This is a genomic window from Devosia sp. BK, assembly GCF_032907385.1.
Classification (GTDB): Bacteria; Pseudomonadota; Alphaproteobacteria; order Rhizobiales; family Devosiaceae; genus Devosia.
The window spans coordinates 24,593-41,876 of sequence record NZ_JAIMBX010000001.1 but is presented as its reverse complement, the minus strand read 5'-3'; the positions used below and the strand labels follow the sequence as shown (position 1 = coordinate 41,876).

At 58.6% G+C, this 17,284-nt stretch carries 12 protein-coding genes; 3 read left to right on the top strand and 9 right to left on the bottom strand.

The features are described 5' to 3' along the window. Positions 1-178: 178 nt before the first annotated feature. Positions 179-319 (bottom strand): hypothetical protein, encoded by a 141-nt coding sequence (locus DevBK_RS00175; RefSeq protein ID WP_317184011.1) that lies wholly within the window; start codon positions 317-319, stop codon positions 179-181. A gap of 681 nt (positions 320-1,000) precedes the next feature. On the opposite strand from DevBK_RS00175, the gene DevBK_RS00170 reads away from it, so the two are divergent. Beyond that, entirely contained in the window at positions 1,001-3,172 is a 2,172-nt protein-coding gene (locus DevBK_RS00170; protein WP_317184010.1) for a malate synthase G, read from the top strand. A gap of 50 nt (positions 3,173-3,222) precedes the next feature. Here DevBK_RS00170 and DevBK_RS00165 read toward each other — a convergent pair whose 3' ends face one another. The 3 genes from DevBK_RS00165 to DevBK_RS00155 all read right to left on the bottom strand — a co-directional run bounded on the left by DevBK_RS00165 (position 3,223) and on the right by DevBK_RS00155 (position 5,428). Continuing rightward, the gene (locus DevBK_RS00165) at positions 3,223-3,639 is read right to left on the bottom strand and encodes a heme-binding protein (RefSeq protein WP_317184009.1); all 417 of its coding nucleotides are present in this window, start codon (positions 3,637-3,639) and stop codon (positions 3,223-3,225) included. A gap of 96 nt (positions 3,640-3,735) precedes the next feature. Next, the gene (locus tag DevBK_RS00160; protein WP_317184008.1) at positions 3,736-4,626 is read right to left on the bottom strand and encodes a DMT family transporter; all 891 of its coding nucleotides are present in this window, start codon (positions 4,624-4,626) and stop codon (positions 3,736-3,738) included. Between the two features lie 13 nt (positions 4,627-4,639). Then, the gene (locus DevBK_RS00155; protein ID WP_317184007.1) at positions 4,640-5,428 is read right to left on the bottom strand and encodes an IclR family transcriptional regulator; all 789 of its coding nucleotides are present in this window, start codon (positions 5,426-5,428) and stop codon (positions 4,640-4,642) included. A gap of 179 nt (positions 5,429-5,607) precedes the next feature. On the opposite strand from DevBK_RS00155, the gene DevBK_RS00150 reads away from it, so the two are divergent. Continuing rightward, positions 5,608-6,720, top strand: a complete 1,113-nt coding sequence (locus DevBK_RS00150; RefSeq protein ID WP_317184006.1) for a LacI family DNA-binding transcriptional regulator — start codon at positions 5,608-5,610, stop codon at positions 6,718-6,720. A 58-nt stretch (positions 6,721-6,778) separates the two neighbouring features. Here DevBK_RS00150 and DevBK_RS00145 read toward each other — a convergent pair whose 3' ends face one another. From DevBK_RS00145 to DevBK_RS00125, 5 genes are all read right to left on the bottom strand, one after another. Then, positions 6,779-8,650, bottom strand: a complete 1,872-nt coding sequence (locus DevBK_RS00145) for an ABC transporter ATP-binding protein (RefSeq protein ID WP_410494014.1) — start codon at positions 8,648-8,650, stop codon at positions 6,779-6,781. 21 nt (positions 8,651-8,671) lie between these two features. Beyond that, a complete protein-coding gene (locus DevBK_RS00140) occupies positions 8,672-9,556 on the bottom strand; it encodes an ABC transporter permease (protein WP_317184005.1) in 885 nt (294 codons plus the stop codon). Beyond that, positions 9,556-10,491 carry an ABC transporter permease gene (locus tag DevBK_RS00135; protein WP_317184004.1) on the bottom strand — a complete coding sequence of 312 codons (936 nt, stop codon included), beginning with the start codon at positions 10,489-10,491 and terminating at the stop codon, positions 9,556-9,558. Before DevBK_RS00135 ends, DevBK_RS00140 begins: the two co-directional genes overlap by 1 nt. Before the next feature lie 57 nt (positions 10,492-10,548). After that, positions 10,549-13,128 (bottom strand): hypothetical protein, encoded by a 2,580-nt coding sequence (locus tag DevBK_RS00130; RefSeq protein ID WP_317184003.1) that lies wholly within the window; start codon positions 13,126-13,128, stop codon positions 10,549-10,551. A gap of 74 nt (positions 13,129-13,202) precedes the next feature. Further along, complete coding sequence (locus DevBK_RS00125; RefSeq protein WP_317184002.1) at positions 13,203-14,819, bottom strand: ABC transporter substrate-binding protein; 1,617 nt, start codon at positions 14,817-14,819, stop codon at positions 13,203-13,205. Positions 14,820-15,093: 274 nt separating this feature from the next. Between DevBK_RS00125 and DevBK_RS00120 the strand changes: the two genes are divergently transcribed. Continuing rightward, positions 15,094-17,280 (top strand): alpha-amylase family protein, encoded by a 2,187-nt coding sequence (locus tag DevBK_RS00120; RefSeq protein WP_317184001.1) that lies wholly within the window; start codon positions 15,094-15,096, stop codon positions 17,278-17,280. The last annotated feature ends 4 nt before the right edge of the window (positions 17,281-17,284 follow it).

Here is a 17,284-nt window from a genome sequence, read left to right as displayed (position 1 = left end):
AGTTTCACTGAAGCAGATATCTCAAACACTGACAAGTCGACCGATCCATTAGAGAAGATCGGGCGGTGGCTGCCCTTGGGCGAGAGAGCAGCAATTTGTTGCATCAGGTTCGAGCTCGATAAGGGCTGCTCATGAACATCAACGCCATTCCATCGACTGTGTAATAGCCGACGTCGTCTTAACCAGGCACCAGAATGATTTCCGAAACAAAGATGCTTGGGAAATTGACTGCGAGACGATAAGCGCCAGAGGCAATGAGCGAAAGCTGGTGACCATCGTGCACGAACGGGCAGACCGCGCGGCCATCGTCATCGCGCATACAATCGCCTTCAAGCTGCGGCTAGACGCCGGACTGGTGCTGTCGATTGAGGCTGTTTTGCCAGGCATTATGGCCTCGAACGGCCTAACATCGCCCCGAAACCCTGAGGGCTGGTCCGCCGGGTGATCGGGCGATCACTCCAGCCGAACCGTTGACGGATCCGCAGCCCCTTGTCCCCGGACCCATACCTGATCACAAGCCATCGGAATACTCGGCCTACCGGCGAAAGCAAGCCTCATATCCCTCGTCAGCAAGACGCTTCTGTTGCCGGCAGCTTTAATCGATCTGCTCAAAACCCGCCGCCACCCTTCAGCCTCCTCCAAGCCCGACTGACTGAGCTAATGGATGAGGCAGGCACGGGGCGAGGCAACCGGCGTTATCGGACATTTGCAGGTTGTGCGACCATCGCGCGCGGCACTCCTCGCGCTATCCTAGTTCAGGTTTGAGAGCAAAAACCTGACCGCATCCCCTTGGGCACAGTCCTCTCGATAGTGAGGGCCCAACGGGATAGGTGAACCTCCCAGCCATGCGGACACCCAAATCCGGCACGCCCCCTGCCCGGCTTTCAAGACCGATGACTGAATCGGTTGAACTTCCGCATCGCAGAAAAAGGCCAATCTCTCGGCTACTATACCGCATCCCACTGCTAGCTCTGGGTGAGCAATGACGAGGTGAGCTATCATGACTTATCGACACTATGGATCGCTGCAGGTCGCGGAGCCTTTGGCAGCCTTGGTGGAAACAGAAATCGCGCCGGGCAGCGGCATCGACCCGGCAAGGTTCTGGGCGGAATATGAAAAGGTCGTCGCGGACCTCGTGCCGACCAATCGTCAACTGCTCGAGAAACGAGACAAACTGCAAGTTCAGATCGATGACTGGCACGAACGGCATCGCGGCGAGCCCATCGACATGGAAGCCTATCGCCACTTCCTCACCAACATTGGCTATATCGTTCCCGTTGGCAGCGATTTTGCCGTCGCGCCTCAGAATGTCGATGATGAGATCGCAAAGCTGGCGGGACCGCAATTGGTCGTGCCGGTATCCAATGCCCGCTTTGCGCTCAATGCAGCAAATGCCCGCTGGGGTAGTCTTTATGACGCGCTCTATGGGACAGACGTCATTCCAAGCGATGGCGAACTTGCGCCTTCTAAGGGTTACAATGCCAAGCGTGGTGCAGCGGTCATAAATAGAGCGGCTGCTTATCTGGACGCAATGATCCCCTTGGCCGGAGCGTCTCACGCCGACGTTGAGGGCTACACGCTCGGCGCTTCCGGTTTTGAGGCCAGCGTTGATGGCCGCGTGCTGCATCTTGCCGACCCAGCACAATATCGGGGTCGATCCCAGAATACCGGGCGGACGACATATCTATTTGTTCACAACCACTTGCACCTGGAGCTCGTAATCGACAGCCTTGACCCTGTGGGGCGGGCGACAAGATCTGGTCTTTGCGACGTGGTTCTGGAGGCAGCGCTTACAACCATTCAGGACTGCGAGGATTCCGTCGCCGCCGTAGATGCCGAGGATAAGGTTGACGTCTATCGCAATTGGCTCGGCCTCATGAAGGGTGATCTCACAGCAACGCTGAACAAGGGCGGAAAGACAATTGAGCGTCGCCTGGCGGAAGACCGCGAATACGAAGCCGCCAATGGCGAGCGTCTGGTCTTGCCCGGGCGCAGCCTTATGCTCGTGCGACACGTGGGCCATCTGATGACAACCGATGCGGTTCTTGACGCTGAAGGCAGGGAGACGCCCGAGGGCATCATGGATGCCATGGTCGCGACTTTTGCGGCGCTGCACGATCTGCAGAAGACGATTGGAGCACGCAACAGTCGAACCGGATCGATCTATGTGGTCAAGCCCAAGATGCATGGGCCTGAGGAAGTCGGTTTTGCCAATATGCTGTTCGACCGGGTGGAAGATGCCTTGGGCCTTGCCCGAAACACGATCAAGATCGGAGTCATGGACGAGGAAAGGCGCACAACAGTCAACCTCAAGGAAGCGATCCGGGCCGTGCGCGACCGTATCGTGTTCATCAACACAGGTTTCCTTGACCGCACTGGGGATGAAATTCACACATCAATGCATGCTGGGCCTGTTGTGCCCAAGGACATGATCAAGTCGGCGACCTGGCTTGGCGCTTATGAAGCGAACAATGTCGATATTGGCCTTGGCGCCCATTTCGGCGGTAAGGCGCAGATCGGCAAGGGCATGTGGGCCAAGCCTGACGCCATGGCCGAAATGCTCGCGACCAAAGCCGGACAGATGCGGGCTGGCGCCAGCACGGCCTGGGTGCCTTCCCCGACGGCTGCGGTATTGCATGCGCTTCACTATCACGAGGTCGATGTGCGGGCCCAGCAAGCCGAAATCCGCGACCGCGACCCAGCCAAGCTCGAAGCCATACTGACCCCACCGCTGCTTCATGGGCAGAACCTGTCGGAAGCCGATGTGCAAAGGGAAGTCGATAACAATTGTCAGTCGATCCTCGGATATGTCGTGCGTTGGATCGACCAGGGGATTGGGTGCTCCAAAGTGCCCGATATCAACGATGTGGCGTTGATGGAGGATCGCGCGACGTTGCGCATCTCTTCGCAACACCTTGCCAATTGGATCTTTCATGGCGTGGTGCATCGCCAGAAGGTGGAAGACAGTCTGGCGCGAATGGCGGAAGCCGTAGACCGGCAGAATGCCAATGATCCGGCCTATGAGCCGATGGGGCCCGATTTGAAGGGGAATATCGCCTTCGAAACCGCATCAGCTCTGATCTTTGAAGGTCTTGGACAGCCCAATGGCTATACTGAGCCACTCTTGCACGAAGGTCGGCGCCGCAAGAAGCAGCAGGCAGCAGCCGCCTGACGCCTATCGGCCTGCCCTGAGCGATCAACGCTCTGGGCAGGCTTGTTTCGTCAGTTGCAAAAGACGTCGACGCCGGCCTGGCCCACTTCAAGGTCCTGGGCTGGCCTCCCGGAGCTGACGCCGATACTGCCGACCACGACCCCGTTTGCCGTTATCGGCAGACCGCCGCCTACCACCATCAGGCGCCCGCCAATTGCGGAATTTATGCCATAGGCCGGAGCGCCGGGCTGGCTTGCGGCGCCATATTCGTGCGTCGCCTTTTTAGCGGCAGCTGCCGTATAGGCCTTGTCTATAGCGATGGTGATGCTGGTGATCTTGCCGCCGTCCATGCGCTCAAAAGCGATGAGGTTGCCGCTATCGTCTGCAATAGCGATGCACATGGGCACACCGATCTCTCCAGCCTTGAGGGTGGCTGCGGCGATGATCTTGCGGGCGTCTTCGATGTCGAGGCGGCTGGTGGTGAGCATAGGGCGTCCTTTGCGATAGAAGCCCGTCTTGGCTAGCGCATCGACCTCCCCTCGCGTCTTCCCGATCGCGGCTTTTCCGCAATGTGGAAAGCTCTGCTAGCGCCGGGAAAGAATGATGACGGCACCGCCGAGCGCGATCAAGGCGGCGCCCAGGACCACGCCACAAGTCGGAATTTCGTTGAAGAATGCCCAGCCGATCACCGCCGCAAAAAGCAGAGAGGCATAGCTTAGCGGCGCCAGCACGCTAACTGTGGCCAACGAATAAGCGCGGATGTTGAGATATTGTCCGAGGATGGCCATTGGGCCGAGCAGAAGCAGTGTCAGATTGACGAAACCCCAGGATTGCCAGGTCATCAAAGCCGGGATGGCCAGCAAAAGCATGCCAAGAGTATTGGCATGAGCCAAGGTGACCATGGGACGGTCGGTGCTGGTCAGAACCTTGATGAAGATACTTTCAACGCCCATCAATACGGCGCCGACCACCACGACTGACGCGGGGAAGAGATAGTCCGTGTTGAAGCCGCTGAATGCGCCGCGTGACGCCATGACCGCAGAAGCGCCGAGGAGGCAGATGGCACCGCCGGCGATCTGGCGATAGCTTAACCGGTCGCCGAGAAAGAGGGCGCCAAAACTGACTGCGAAGACAACATTGAGCAGACCAATCGCGTTGGCATCGACGATCGGCATATGCATATTGCCAAAGATCAATGCAGCACCGCCAAACCCGCCTGCCAGCACCCGGAACACCTGCTTGGGCCGATGGCGGCTCTGCAGCGAGCGCCAGCTTTCGCCCCGCGCTATGGCAATGAATGTGATAGTGATGAACCCGCCAGCAAAGCGCAGGAACATCACCTGGATGGGCGAGACCGGCTCGGAGACGAGCCGGCCGGACGTGAAGACCAGAACGAAGATCAGCGTTGTCAGGAGAGAAAAGATCCCTGCTGCCAGGTTGCGCTGGCCCTCATCCCGGGAGTCGCTGGTCGTCACGATACCGGATGTCCTAGCTGGCTGAGCCTGCAGCGAGGCCGCCGATAGATCGGGTCATCTCAGCCGCCGCACTGGCGACCAATTGCCCGAGCACGGGCAGACGATCTTCCGGTAACCGACTGGGTAATCCAGAGATGGATAGTGCACAGACAACGTCGGAGTGACGGTCATAAACCGGAGCGGCGACGCATCGCAGGCCGGGCCGATATTCTTCGTCATCGATGGCATAGCCATTGATACGGATGCTATCGAGCTGAACCTTGAGCGCATCCCGGCAGATGAGTGTCTTGCCGGTCACGCGACGCATGCCGTAGCGCGTGAGGAAACTGGAAACCTCGCCACCGGAATAGGTTGCAAGCACAGATTTCCCCATGCCAGAGGCCGTCATCGGCGTACGCCCACCAATGCGCGAAATCGAACGGGTGATCTCACGGCTCTTGAGCTGATCGATAAGGACGATATCGCCATTGTCGACAACACCGAGATTTGCGGTTTCGCGCGTCTGATCGCGCAAACGACGAAGATAGGGCTGGGCCGGGGCGACGAAATTGCGATCCCGCACAAAGGCGTTGCCGATGGCAAAGGTGTGGCGACCAATATGCCAGAGATTGTCGCTCGGTAGGAATTGCACGAACTGGCGCTGTTCGAGCGTGGTCAGTAGGCGGTGCACAGTCGTCAGGGAGAGCTTGGTCTGACGGGCGAGATCGGTCAGCCTTAATCCACCCTTCGCTTCACTCAACGTCTCCATGATGAACATGGCTCGGTCTACAGATTGAACACGGCCGTCTAGGTCTTTGCTCACGATGCCCCTCCTCCAAGGATCGCTGATCACCGCCTGTTGGGAGCTCCTCAACCCCAGACAGGCGCCACATGACGTAACGATGGTAGCGCTACCATAGTGCTTGGTCAACCGTGGTTTCTTGGATATGCTAGCGTTGATACAAGCGTCAGAAATCTGAATAGAGTGGTGAGAAAAACGCCATGGTTCGCACTTCAAGGGGCCGCCCCACCATTGCCGATGTCGCTCAAAAAGCCGGGGTCGGCGCGATCACCGTCTCGCGCTATCTGCGTAGTCCAGATCGGGTCTCGGAAGGACGGCGCGCCGTAATTGCCGACGCTATTGCGGCCCTCAATTATGTGCCGGACCTGAATGCCAGAGCGCTCGCCTCCCACCGCACCGATGTCGTGAATGTCTTGGTTCCTTCACTCACCCAAAACATCTTCTCGGATGTGCTACGCGGTATTTACGACGGGGTCGAGGACAGCGGGCTACGGATTGAGCTGGCCAATACGCGGTACAATAGTCAGATCGAGGAGCAGCAGGTCTTTGCGGCCCTGCGGCACGGACCAGCGGCCATCATCGTGTCGGGTACTGAGCAGACAGCAAAAACCCGAAAGATGCTTGAAAATGCCGGTTGCCCCGTCATCCAAATCATGGACCTGACGGACGACCCCATCAGCAAGATCATTGGCTTTTCTCATTATCGGGCCGGGCTTGAAATGACCCGACACCTGATCGCGTCTGGATATCGGCGGGTCGGCTTTTTAGCCGGCTGGATGAACGCACGATCCAAGCAACGCATGCAGGGCTACCGCGATGCCCTTGAGGAAGCCAATCTATTCGATCCTGATCTTATCGGCGAAAGAGGCAACGAGGATCCCGCGATCAATGGCGAGATCGCGCCAGTGAGCCGCCCTTTTTCTTCGGCCACCATGGGACGTGAATTGATGCTAGAGATGCTGGACCGGCGTCCCGATGTCGATGCCGTCTTCTGTAACAATGACGTTCTGTCCTTGGGTGCGCTTTTTGCCCTGAGTTCGCGCGACGTGCGTGTACCTGCACAGGTCGGCGTCGCCGGCTTCAACGACTTCGACTATATGGAAGCGGCGCATCCAAGCCTCAGCAGCGTGCGCATTCACCGCTGGAAATGCGGCTATGAGGCTATGCAGGCTGTGCGCCATCAGCTTGAAGGCGGGGCGATTGGGGCGCCAATTGTCGATCTGGGATTCGATATAATGAAGCGGGCCAGCACCGATCGGAACGGACTTTTGTCGTCCGCATCGGCTCGCGAAGCTGTGGTCAGCATTGGCTGACGGGGGCATCGCCCCCCTGATATTGAGCGGCGGACGATGCGATCGTAAATAATCTGACTTAGACTTTCCAGTCTTGGTCCCAGTCCTGCACCACATGACCCGGCGAGATAGTGGTGTAGGTTCGCTCCGGCGGGACGAAATCGGCTGGACGGATCGGGCTCTTGATCTCATCAGACACCACCTGACGCAGTTGATTGCGTCGTGAAGGATCCGGGATCGGCACGGCAGCGATAAGTCGCTTCGTGTAAGGATGCTGTGGGTTTTTGAACAACGCAGTAGCTGGGCCCATCTCGACGATCTCGCCCAGATACATCACTGCCACCTTATGGCTCATGCGCTCGACCACCGCCATGTCGTGGGAGATGAAGAGGTAGGATAGGCCGAACTTCTGCTGCAGGTCGAGCAGAAGATTGACCACTTGAGCCTTGATGGACACATCGAGCCCAGAGACGGATTCGTCTGCCACGATGATCTTTGGTTCGAGTGACAGAGCACGGGCAACGCAGATGCGTTGGCGCTGACCGCCGGAGAACTGGGAAGGATAGCGATTGGCCACCTCAGGATCGAGACCGACCTGTTCGAGGAGCGCGGCGACCTTGACCCGTGCCTGCTCTCGCGTTCCCAGCTTGTGGGTCAGATAAGGTTCGGCGATCGCCTCGCCAACGCGAATGCGCGGATTGAGACTGGCGAAGGGATCCTGGAAAATCATCTGGATATTGCGCCGCATGTCACGCATCCGGTCGCGATCCATAGACATGATGTCCTTACCATCGATGCTGATCTCTCCGCTCTGCGGTTCGGTCAGCCGCATGATCGCACGTCCAGTGGTGGACTTTCCGCAGCCAGATTCGCCGACAAGAGACAGCGTTTCACCCGCCCTCAAATCGAACGAGACATTCTCCACCGCATGCACGCGGCCGTGAACCTTGCCAAAAAAGCTGGTGCCCAAGTCAAAGCGCTTTACGAGGTTTTTGACCGAAAGAACTGGCGGGCTGGCGTGATCGACGGTGTCGGGACGCGGTTCAGAAACGCGCAGAATACCGGTCCTGCGGTCGACAACGGGAAAATGCTCAGGCTGACCATTGCCCTTCATGGAACCGAGGCGCGGCACCGCGGCGATCAAGGCTTTGGTATAGCTGCTCTGGGCCGCATTAAAGATCTGGTCCGTCTGGCCCTGCTCTAGCACCTGCCCACCGAGCATCACTACGGTACGGTCGGCGATCTCGGCCACAACGCCCATGTCGTGGGTGATGAAGAGGACGCCCATGCCCTCTTCCTGTTGGAGCTGCTTGATCAGCTGCAGGATTTGAGCCTGAATGGTCACGTCGAGCGCTGTAGTTGGCTCGTCTGCGATCAGCAATTGCGGCTTGCAGGCCAAGGCCATGGCGATCATAACGCGCTGGCGCATGCCGCCAGAAAGATTGTGCGGCAATTCCTTGGCCCGCGCCTTGGCAGCCGGGATGCGCACCTTTTCGAGCATGCGCACCGCTTCGGCCTGCGCCGCAGCGCCCTCCATCTGACCATGAATGACAAGAGTTTCGGCGATCTGATTGCCGACGGTCGCCAATGGATTAAGGCTCGTCAGTGCTTCTTGAAAAATCATGCCGATCTGGCGGCCACGAACTTCGCGCATTTGCGGTTCGGGTAGACTTAGAAGTTCTCGACCGCTCAGCTTTACCGAGCCTTGCAGACGGCTTGATGTGGGGTCGAGCAGGCGCATGATCGAAAGAGCGGTCACGCTCTTTCCCGAACCGGATTCACCTACGACGCATAGAGTCTCTCGCGCGCCGATTTCAAAAGAGATGCCTTTGACGATCTCAATCCACCCGTTCTTTGTCTGGAAAGAGGTTTTAAGGTCGGTCACTGCCAGGACTGGCTCGGCCTTGGCAGAGTTTGGCATTGAGGCTTTTTCCAAGCCGAGGTCGCTCATCTTTGGACTCCTGGGCTTTGACTATTGCGAGGTGGACGGATCGAGAGCATCGCGCACGGCGTCGCCCACAAGGTTGAACGCCAGCACGACAAGGGTGATGGCAGCGCCAGCACCGATGATCGGCCACGGCGAACCGAAGATATTGTTGAGGCCGTCTTTGATGATGTTACCCCAGCTCGGGTTCGGAGCCTGCGTGCCGATGCCGAGGAAGCTCAGTGAGGCCTCAAGGCGGATCGCGGAGGCGACCCAGAGCATCATGAGCACAACGATTGGCGCCATGATGTTGGGAATGATGTGCCGGAAGATGATCACTGGCGTCCGCACGCCCATCGAGATTGCTGCCTCCACATAAGGCTCGTGCTTGACCGAAAGGGTCTGTGCGCGCGCAACGCGGGCAAAGCCGGGCACGAATGCGATGGTGATGACGATAATGACGTTCCAGAAGCCGCCGCCGAGAACGGCCGCGATCATGATGGCCAGAAGAAGTTCCGGGAAAGCTAACAGGAGATCAACCACGCGCGATATCACACGATCGACGACGCCGCCGAAATAGCCGGCGACCACGCCGAGCGTCCCACCGATAATGGCAGCACAGAATGGCGAGATGAGACCAAAGATCAACGAGTTGCGGGAGCCGTAGATCATGCGGGAAAGCACGTCGCGGCCGAATTGGTCGGTGCCAAGCCAGTTCTCCCAGCTTGGCGTGCGGTTGATCTTGAGCATGGATTGGGTCAGCGGATCATATGGCGCCAGCAGCGGCGCGAAGACTGCGACGAAGACAAGCGCCAAGATGATGATGATGGCGAAGATGGTGCCGGGGCGGCCTATGATGACGTCGCGGATGCTCCGAAAAATACTAGGCTCGGGAGCCAGCTGATGGGGTGACGGTTCAGAGATTACGGTCATCACTTCATCCTAATGCGAGGATCTACGACGATGTAGAGAAGGTCCATCAAGAGGTTGATCACCACGACGAACATAGCGAAGACGACCACCCCGCCCTGGATGACAGCATAGTCGCGCTCGGCAATGGCGCTGATCAGCAGCTTGCCGATACCTGGCCGATTGAAGACCATTTCGATAGCCACCGAACCCGAGAGCGTCGCTAAGGTGCTGAGGCCAAGGCCGGTGGTCAGCGGCAGGAGCGCGTTTCGTAGGCCGTGCCGGTAAATCACGCGGCTTTCTTTGGCACCCTTGGCGCGTGCGGTCCGTACATAGTCGCGGCTAAGCACTTCGAGAAGCGAGGTGCGAGTCAGCCGCCCGATAAAGGCTGCTTTGACGAAGGCCAACGTCAGTGCCGGCAGGAAGACGTGGTACATGCGGCTAGCGAAGTCGGTGCCACCGCCATTGATGGGGAACCAGCCGAGGTTGAGGGCGAAAGTGATAAGGAGCAGAGCTCCTAGGTAAAAGTCGGGGATGGCGTAGCCGATCAACGAGAAGACACGGACGCCGCTATCAGGCAGCTTGTTGCGATTGGTGGCGGCGAGCACGCCAAGCGGTACCCCGGCGATGACCCCCATCAGCATGGCCACCACAGTCAGCTCGATCGTGTAAGGCAGATTGTAGAGGATGAGGCCGACGACGTTTTGGTTGCTCATCATCGAATTTCCGAGGTCGAGGGTGAACACGCCGACGACGAAGTTGATGAATTGTAGCCAGAGTGGGTCGTTGAGGCCCATTCGCTCCCGAAAGAGGGCCAACTGTTCGGGCGTGGCCATGTCGCCCAGCGCAGCAATCGCTGGATCGCCCGGCAATATCCTCATGGCGATGAAGACCAGCAGCAGCACCAGGAACACCGTGGGGACCGCGTCTGCCAGCCTGAGTAACAAGTATCTCGCCAATCTCACCTCCCACCGAATATCGGTAAGGGCCACCGCTTGGGTCGCGGCGGCCGTTGTTTATCGTTGCATCACCGTGACGTACGGCTCGTTGGCCAAGTCTGCTGCAAGGCCGGGAATAAGAGTTGATTGCCCATCTTGCCGAAGGCTGACGAAATACTGCAGGTGAAAGTCCGACTTCGTGTATTCGGCTGGGATCGTTGCCTTATAGCCGCTCCCGTCCGCCTCCATCGGCATGGATTGCCAGCGCTCGGCTTGGTTGATGTGTCGGTAATGGAGCACGGGGGGCTCTTCCGCTCTCATGTCGATGCGGATCGGCAGCGGGTCGCCGCCCGTGAAAGCCGCGGTGGTAACAGCGTTTTGGGGGTGCGATCTGGTTGGGCGGTGTCCCTTGAGAGCAGCAATCGCCTTGGTTAACGCCGGGGTGCCCGCCACCGACTCCGTACCACCGAGGCCGCGAAGAGCCTCGAGGTCGAGCAGTTCGGCCTGCATCTCTGGCAGGCGAGTGTGCCATGAGCCGCGGAGCCAGGATTGTGGGCCGTATGTCAGGTCGTCGTGATAGAGCTCACGAGATATGGCAGAGAGCCGCTCCCAGGCCAGCACCGCATTGCGGGCGTGGCCCAGCATGGGCTCGATCAGTTCCGATGCCTTTGTGGCGATGAACAGTTCCGCCCAGCAAGAGGCCTTGAACTTTTCGGCAAAATGGCGGGCCATGCCACCCAGGATTTCGACATCTGCCAGAATGCGCTGTGGCTCGGCGCGGGCATAATCGGGCGAGGACCGCGCGGCGGTCAGTGCGATTTCGCAGCCCTTTGCCATTTCATCGAGCCAACCGGCTACATCGAGAGGGGTGTAGCGGTGACTTGTCTTGCCAGCGAGGAGCAGTTCGGCGAACTCGCGTGGCGAGGTGAATAAGACCGAGTCAAAGGTCGGCGCATTGCCGAACCGGGTCGGGCCTTCCATGTCGAAGCCATAGGCGCGTTTGCCGGAACCTTCGATCAGACCAAGATTGGTGTAGATTTCAGGCCAATAATGATTGTTGGACGCCGAAGGACCGTGGGTGAGGGTGACGAGCGGAAGCACCCGGCTGGCCCAAGAGAGACCTTTTTCGCAGACCTCTGCCAGCGTTCCGCATTCCCGTTCCAGCCACCGCATCCAGCTCTGGCGCGGCGCTTCGGGATTATAGAGCAGGCGCCCCCAGACGCGGTATTGATAGTCGTATTTGCGCCAATCCTGGCGCGTGGCATAACCTTGGCGCTTATAGTTGAAGCGTTGGCCGGGCATGCCGGTGCCCATGCGGCCCTTGAAGCTCTGAGGTTCGCACCATTCGACCCCATCCGAGCCGGCAAACATCGAACTTCTGCCGTAGCCTGCGGCAAAGACTGGATCACCCCAAAGCAGCACACGCTGCGTGCCGGGCCAGATGCGGTAGATGACCTTGTAGTCCTTGTCGCGTGTAAGGAGGTCGCCATAGGAGTAGCGCAGGAACTTGCGCGAGCCTTCGCTGAGCTGCTCGCGTTCGCTCTTGGCGAGTTCGGGCGGGTATTCCTTGTCGCGGATCGCGGACTGGTGGTAGGGCGGGCCCATATGCTCGGCCAGGTATTTGGGCGAAGCCGCAAAAGGCATGCCAGATCGCCGGGCAATGTCGATCATCTTGTGATCAAGCCCCTTGCCGTGCATGTCGATCTCGACCGGCCGGCCGGCGGCTGCGACGCCTGCAAATGCCTCTTCCCAAAAGCCGTATTCGCCTTCGGCAATGCCGCCTTCGACGTGCACGCGGAAGGTTAGGCCGGTAATCTCGGGCACATGACGCAAGAGAGCCGTTATGGCGTCGCGGCAATAGGGCCCAAGATTGTCGTCGGTGACACCGCGCACGGTATAATTGGCGCAAGGCACATCGTCGAAATCGTAGCGCTGCGTCCAAAGTGCCAACTGGAATTCAAGCCCACGGCGCGCACATTCTCGCCCAATGAAAGCAAGCATTTCCAGGTTCTGGTCGCGTTCTTCCGCACTCAGTTCCTTGACGTCGATATTGTAACCCTCAAGCGCCAGCAGGAATGGATAGGGAAAGTAGAAGTAGACGTCGCTGATCCAGGGATTATGGTAGGGATAATTGTAGCCCATGCCGAGGGTAAGCGAGAAACGGTTGAACCGGTTCGAAGCCAGCATGGTCAGGTAGTCGCGCCATTGCTGCTTGTCGTAATACCAGAGCTTGTCTTCTTCCTCGGCACAGAAGAGGCGCGCCATCGAGCGGATGCGCGCCGTGGGCTTTTCAACGAGCGAGAAAACGCCTTCGAAGAGATTTTCGCCTGGCGCGTTCCTTACCCGGTCGGCCAACTCGGTCAAGGCATAGACAATACCGCGGGCATCGAAACCCCAGACGAGGATGTGATCGCCCGACCGGTCCAGGGCCATAGCCTCAGCTTCTTGCGGGTATGACGCCCCTGCCCCCGAACTGGCTGCAACGCCAGCGCCGGCAACCTCGATGACAACGCCACCAGTTGTATCTAGGCCAAATGCAGCCGTCACGTCGCGTTGCCGGAGGGCCTGCGCCAGTTCCTGGGCCGCCCAGGCCACGGACCCGCCGGTCTTATTCAGCTCGGCTGGAATTACGATTGAAACATGCTTAGCCGCAGTCATTTTCTAAGTGCCTTTTGGTCCTACAATCTGGAGGTCCCGGGGCGCCGCCCCGGGACCGCGGCTCGTTCAAACACTCAGACGAAAGTGGCTTGCGACAGCGGCCAGTTGACGTATCCGGATTCAACGGGGAACCCGAGATCCACCTTATTGGAGCGGACCATCATGAAGCCGTTGTTGGAGACGGGCATGATGACCGCATCGGTCAGTGCCTTGATTTCGATCTGCTGAACGATGGCGATGCGTTTCTCGAGGTCAGGTTCTGCCAAGGCTTGGTTCAGGAGATCGTCGATCCCGGGAATGGTCACGCCGTAGTGGCTCATGTTCGACCCGCCGCTCCCGTCCGCCTTCACCTCGGCTTCGGCGGCGAGATAGGTGAGAATGACCTGGGTTGGCACCGGGGGCATGGCTGAGGATTGCTGGCTGAGAGTATTGGTCCCGACATTCTGGTCGGCGTGGAACGCGGTGTGATCCTTGATGTTGAGTTCCATATTGACGTTGATCCGGCGCAACTGGTCCTGGATCATCAACATGATGGCCGAGAAGTCCTCACGCTGGGACGTGTCATTGGTGAACGTCAAACCATTCGGGAAACCAGCTTCGGCTAGCAACGCCTTGGCTTTTTCCGGGTCGTAATTATAGGCGATCTCGGCCGGAATGGTTTCAGCAGTGAAGCCCCCGGGGAAAGAGGGCGGATTGAGCCCGTAGGTCCGCTTGGAGATCGGCGCGATGGCCGAGGTGATCTCGTCGCGGTCGATGCCGTAGAACATCGCCTGACGTACCCGAATATCGTCGAAGGGGGGCTTGGTCAGGTTGAACTGGATAGTGAAGAAGCTGCCCGGGCTGACCACGTCGAAGATCAGGTTGGGATCGCGCTGTGCCATCGAGTCAGCCCAGCCGGGTGCCCGGACGCCCTCGATGATATGGACGTCGCCTGAAAGCAGAGCCAAGGTGCGGGCCGTGGTGTCAGCGATGTACATCAGCTGCAGCTTAGGCGTAGCGGCCTTGGTATCCCAATAGTCCGGATTTGCAGCCAGGATCAGGCCCTGAGACGGGTCCGTTGCGACCGATTCAAGCATATAAACGCCTGTTCCGACCGGATCGGTGCCGATGGCCTCGTCACCTTTCTCCTCGATCGCCTTTTTGCTCATGATGCCGGCATCGTAGTCGCTGAGAGCACCGAGGAGAAACAGCGGATCAGGCTGCTCGAGATTGAAGACGACAGTATAGGGTCCGTCGATTTCCACACTGGCGATGTTGGTGAATTTGGCGCGGACGCCGCCGACACGTGGCGCATCGGTTGCGCGATCGAAAGTGTACTTAACGTCTTCGGACGTCATTTCACCATAGCCCTTGTGGAACTGCACGCCTTCACGCAGCCGGATGGTCCAGGTCTTGGCGTCTTCCGAAGACTCCCAGCTCAATGCGAGGCGCGGCACCAAGTCCTCCTGCGTGTCAGGAAACTTCCAGCGCGGCAGGTCGACCAGTTTGTCGTAAAGCGCGATGATGGCCCAGTTGTCGACGCCCTGGATGGATTGATGCGGATCGATCGTTCGCAGTCCACGTGCAGCAAAGCCTACGCGTAGCGTGTCACTGCCCTGCGCGAATGCCCTGCCGGTCATTACAGAAGCCAGGCTCAAACCAGCCATGGTCGCGGCAGCACCAGCCAAGAAATGTCGTCTAGAAACCTGCATGTTCAACCTCCCGTTGCGAGCCGTTGCGTCTGCTGTTCCTTGACCTCTCATTATGGTTCTCGAACAGGCAGTTGCCACGTATCCGGGAACGGTAGCGCCCGCGAAAAAAACGGGTCAAGGCAAGCGGCCCGGCGTTTTCCGCATGGTGGAAGTATCCCCCATACAATCGATTTCGACTTCCGCATCGCGGAAAGCAGCGGCAATGGGGGCTTGGCTGCGGGTTAGTCTGCGCTAGGCCTCCATGCTGAATGCGAGCATTAAGTGGAGGACATCGATGAGCGCCGAACCGTGGTACAGAACGACCTTGCGTTGGGGACAGACCAATCTGGTCGAATGCGATCCCGAACGCTACGACGCCCAATGGTGGCGCGAGCACTGGCGCAAGACCAAAGTCGAGGGCATCATCGTCAATGCAGGCGGCATCGTCGCCTACTATCCTTCCAAATTTCCGCTGCACCACCGGGCCGAAAAACTCGGAGACCGCGATCTTTACGGTGAAATCGTCAAGCTGGCGCGTGAGGATAGCATACGCGTCATAGCGCGCATGGACTCCAATCGCGTTGCGCAGGACTTTTACGAAGAGCATCCCGACTGGATTTGCAGAAAGGCTGACGGCAGCCCCCATAAGGAAGCTGAAAAATACATCACCTGCATCGGCTCGGCCTATTATACCGAATACCTGCCGGCGGTGATGGAAGAGATTATCGAGCGCAGCCAACCCGACGGATTTTCGGACAATTCCTGGGCCGGACTGCCACGCACGCACATCTGCTATTGCGACAACTGCAAAAACCAGTTCCGTGACTATGCCGGCAAAGACCTGCCGGAAGCGCATGATTGGGACAAAGAGAACTATCGCGACTGGGTGCGCTGGAATTTTACCCGACGCACGGAATTGTGGAAGCTGAACAATCGCGTGACCCGCAAGGCTGGCGGGGAGGATTGCGTCTGGTCGGGCATGATCGGGGGCGAGACCCTTTACAATTCTGCGCGCTTCATCGATCTGCAGCAGATCATGAGCGAAGCGGCCATCGTCATGCTCGATCACCAGCGGCGAAACCCACATGACGGTTTCGAGCAGAATACGGAAGCGGGTAAGCGCCTGCACGAACTGGCCGGATGGCACACGCTGATCCCCGAGTCCACCCCGCAATATCAGCTTGGCGGCCCGACCTTCCGTCTGGCTTCGATGCCGGCTGCCGAAGTGCGCCTTTGGGCGACGTCCGGATTTGCCGGCGGCATTCAACCTTGGTGGCACCATATTGGGTCGTCGCACGAGGATCGGCGTCAATATCAGACAGCTGAACCTCTGTTCGCCTGGCATGAGGCCAATCAAGATGTCCTCGTGAACCGCAAACTGACTCCAGATGTTGGAATTGTCTGGTCGCAGCAGAACCAAGACTATTTTGGTCGCGATTTCGGCCGCTTCGCTGCAGGCACGAAGACCATGGAGCCCTATCGTGGTGCGGTCAAAGCTATGGATAGGCATGGGATTCCGTATGTACCGCTGCACGCAGACGATATCGCTAAATCCATCGATCGGCTCTCGGTGATCATCCTCCCCAATGTAGGCGGTCTCAGCGACGAACAAATTGAGGGGATCGAAAGCTTCGTGGCCGCCGGTGGCTCCGTGATTGCTACAGGCGAAACATCGATCGCCACGCAATATGGTGATCTGCGCGTCGATTTTGCGCTTGGAAACCTTTTCGGCGTTCATCGCATCGAGGGCGCGACGGGTGGCGAAGGGCCGCCGGATCACAACATCGAAAAGCATGCCCGCCATAGCTATCTGCGTCTCACCCCGGAAAGGCGGGCAGGCGTTTATGGCCCGTCTGACAAAACCGCGCCCGCGAGCAGTGGAGCTCGCCATCCCGTGCTGGGTGGCCTCGACGAGACTGATACTTTGCCTTTCGGTGGGTACCTCCCGTCTGTGAGGGTCGATGCAGACACTGAAATCCTGGCTACCTACATCCCCGACTTTCCAATCTTCCCGCCGGAAACGTCTTGGATGCGCGAGCCTTATTCCAATCGTCCGGCTATTACCGCGCGTAATTCGAGCCGAGGCGGCAAGCTCGTTTGGTTCGCTGCCGATATTGATCGATGCTTTGCGCGCGACGATCAATTCGAACATGCGCTCTTGTTGGCCAATGCGGTGCGCTGGGCACTCGGCAACAAGGCCAAGGTCACGCTCGATGGCACGCATGGCATCATCACGGCCGAGCTCTTTGAACAGGGCGAACGTCAGGTGCTTCATCTCAACAATCGCCTCCTTCTCTCTCGCGTACCGGGCCGCCAATATGATCTGGTGCCGATCGGACCCATCACAGTACGATTACGCAGCAAGGGCACGTCGGCTGATCTGCGCGTTGCGGGCAAGAGTGTCGCCGCCAAGCGCGAGGGCGAACATCTGATCTTCACCATCGAGAAAATCCTCGATCACGAAGTAATCGTGGTGAGTTGATCGA

Excerpts from the sequence above, each read along its gene's own strand:
- DevBK_RS00175 (WP_317184011.1), bottom strand. The coding sequence starts at position 319 with ATGCGCGATGACGATGGCCGCGCGGTCTGCCCGTTCGTGCACGATGGT.
- DevBK_RS00170 (WP_317184010.1), top strand. The coding sequence starts at position 1,001 with ATGACTTATCGACACTATGGATCGCTGCAGGTCGCGGAGCCTTTGGCA.
- DevBK_RS00165 (WP_317184009.1), bottom strand. The coding sequence starts at position 3,639 with ATGCTCACCACCAGCCGCCTCGACATCGAAGACGCCCGCAAGATCATC.
- DevBK_RS00150 (WP_317184006.1), top strand. The coding sequence starts at position 5,608 with ATGGTTCGCACTTCAAGGGGCCGCCCCACCATTGCCGATGTCGCTCAA.
- DevBK_RS00145 (WP_410494014.1), bottom strand. The coding sequence starts at position 8,650 with ATGAGCGACCTCGGCTTGGAAAAAGCCTCAATGCCAAACTCTGCCAAG.
- DevBK_RS00140 (WP_317184005.1), bottom strand. The coding sequence starts at position 9,556 with ATGACCGTAATCTCTGAACCGTCACCCCATCAGCTGGCTCCCGAGCCT.
- DevBK_RS00130 (WP_317184003.1), bottom strand. The coding sequence starts at position 13,128 with ATGACTGCGGCTAAGCATGTTTCAATCGTAATTCCAGCCGAGCTGAAT.
- DevBK_RS00125 (WP_317184002.1), bottom strand. The coding sequence starts at position 14,819 with ATGCAGGTTTCTAGACGACATTTCTTGGCTGGTGCTGCCGCGACCATG.
- DevBK_RS00120 (WP_317184001.1), top strand. The coding sequence starts at position 15,094 with ATGAGCGCCGAACCGTGGTACAGAACGACCTTGCGTTGGGGACAGACC.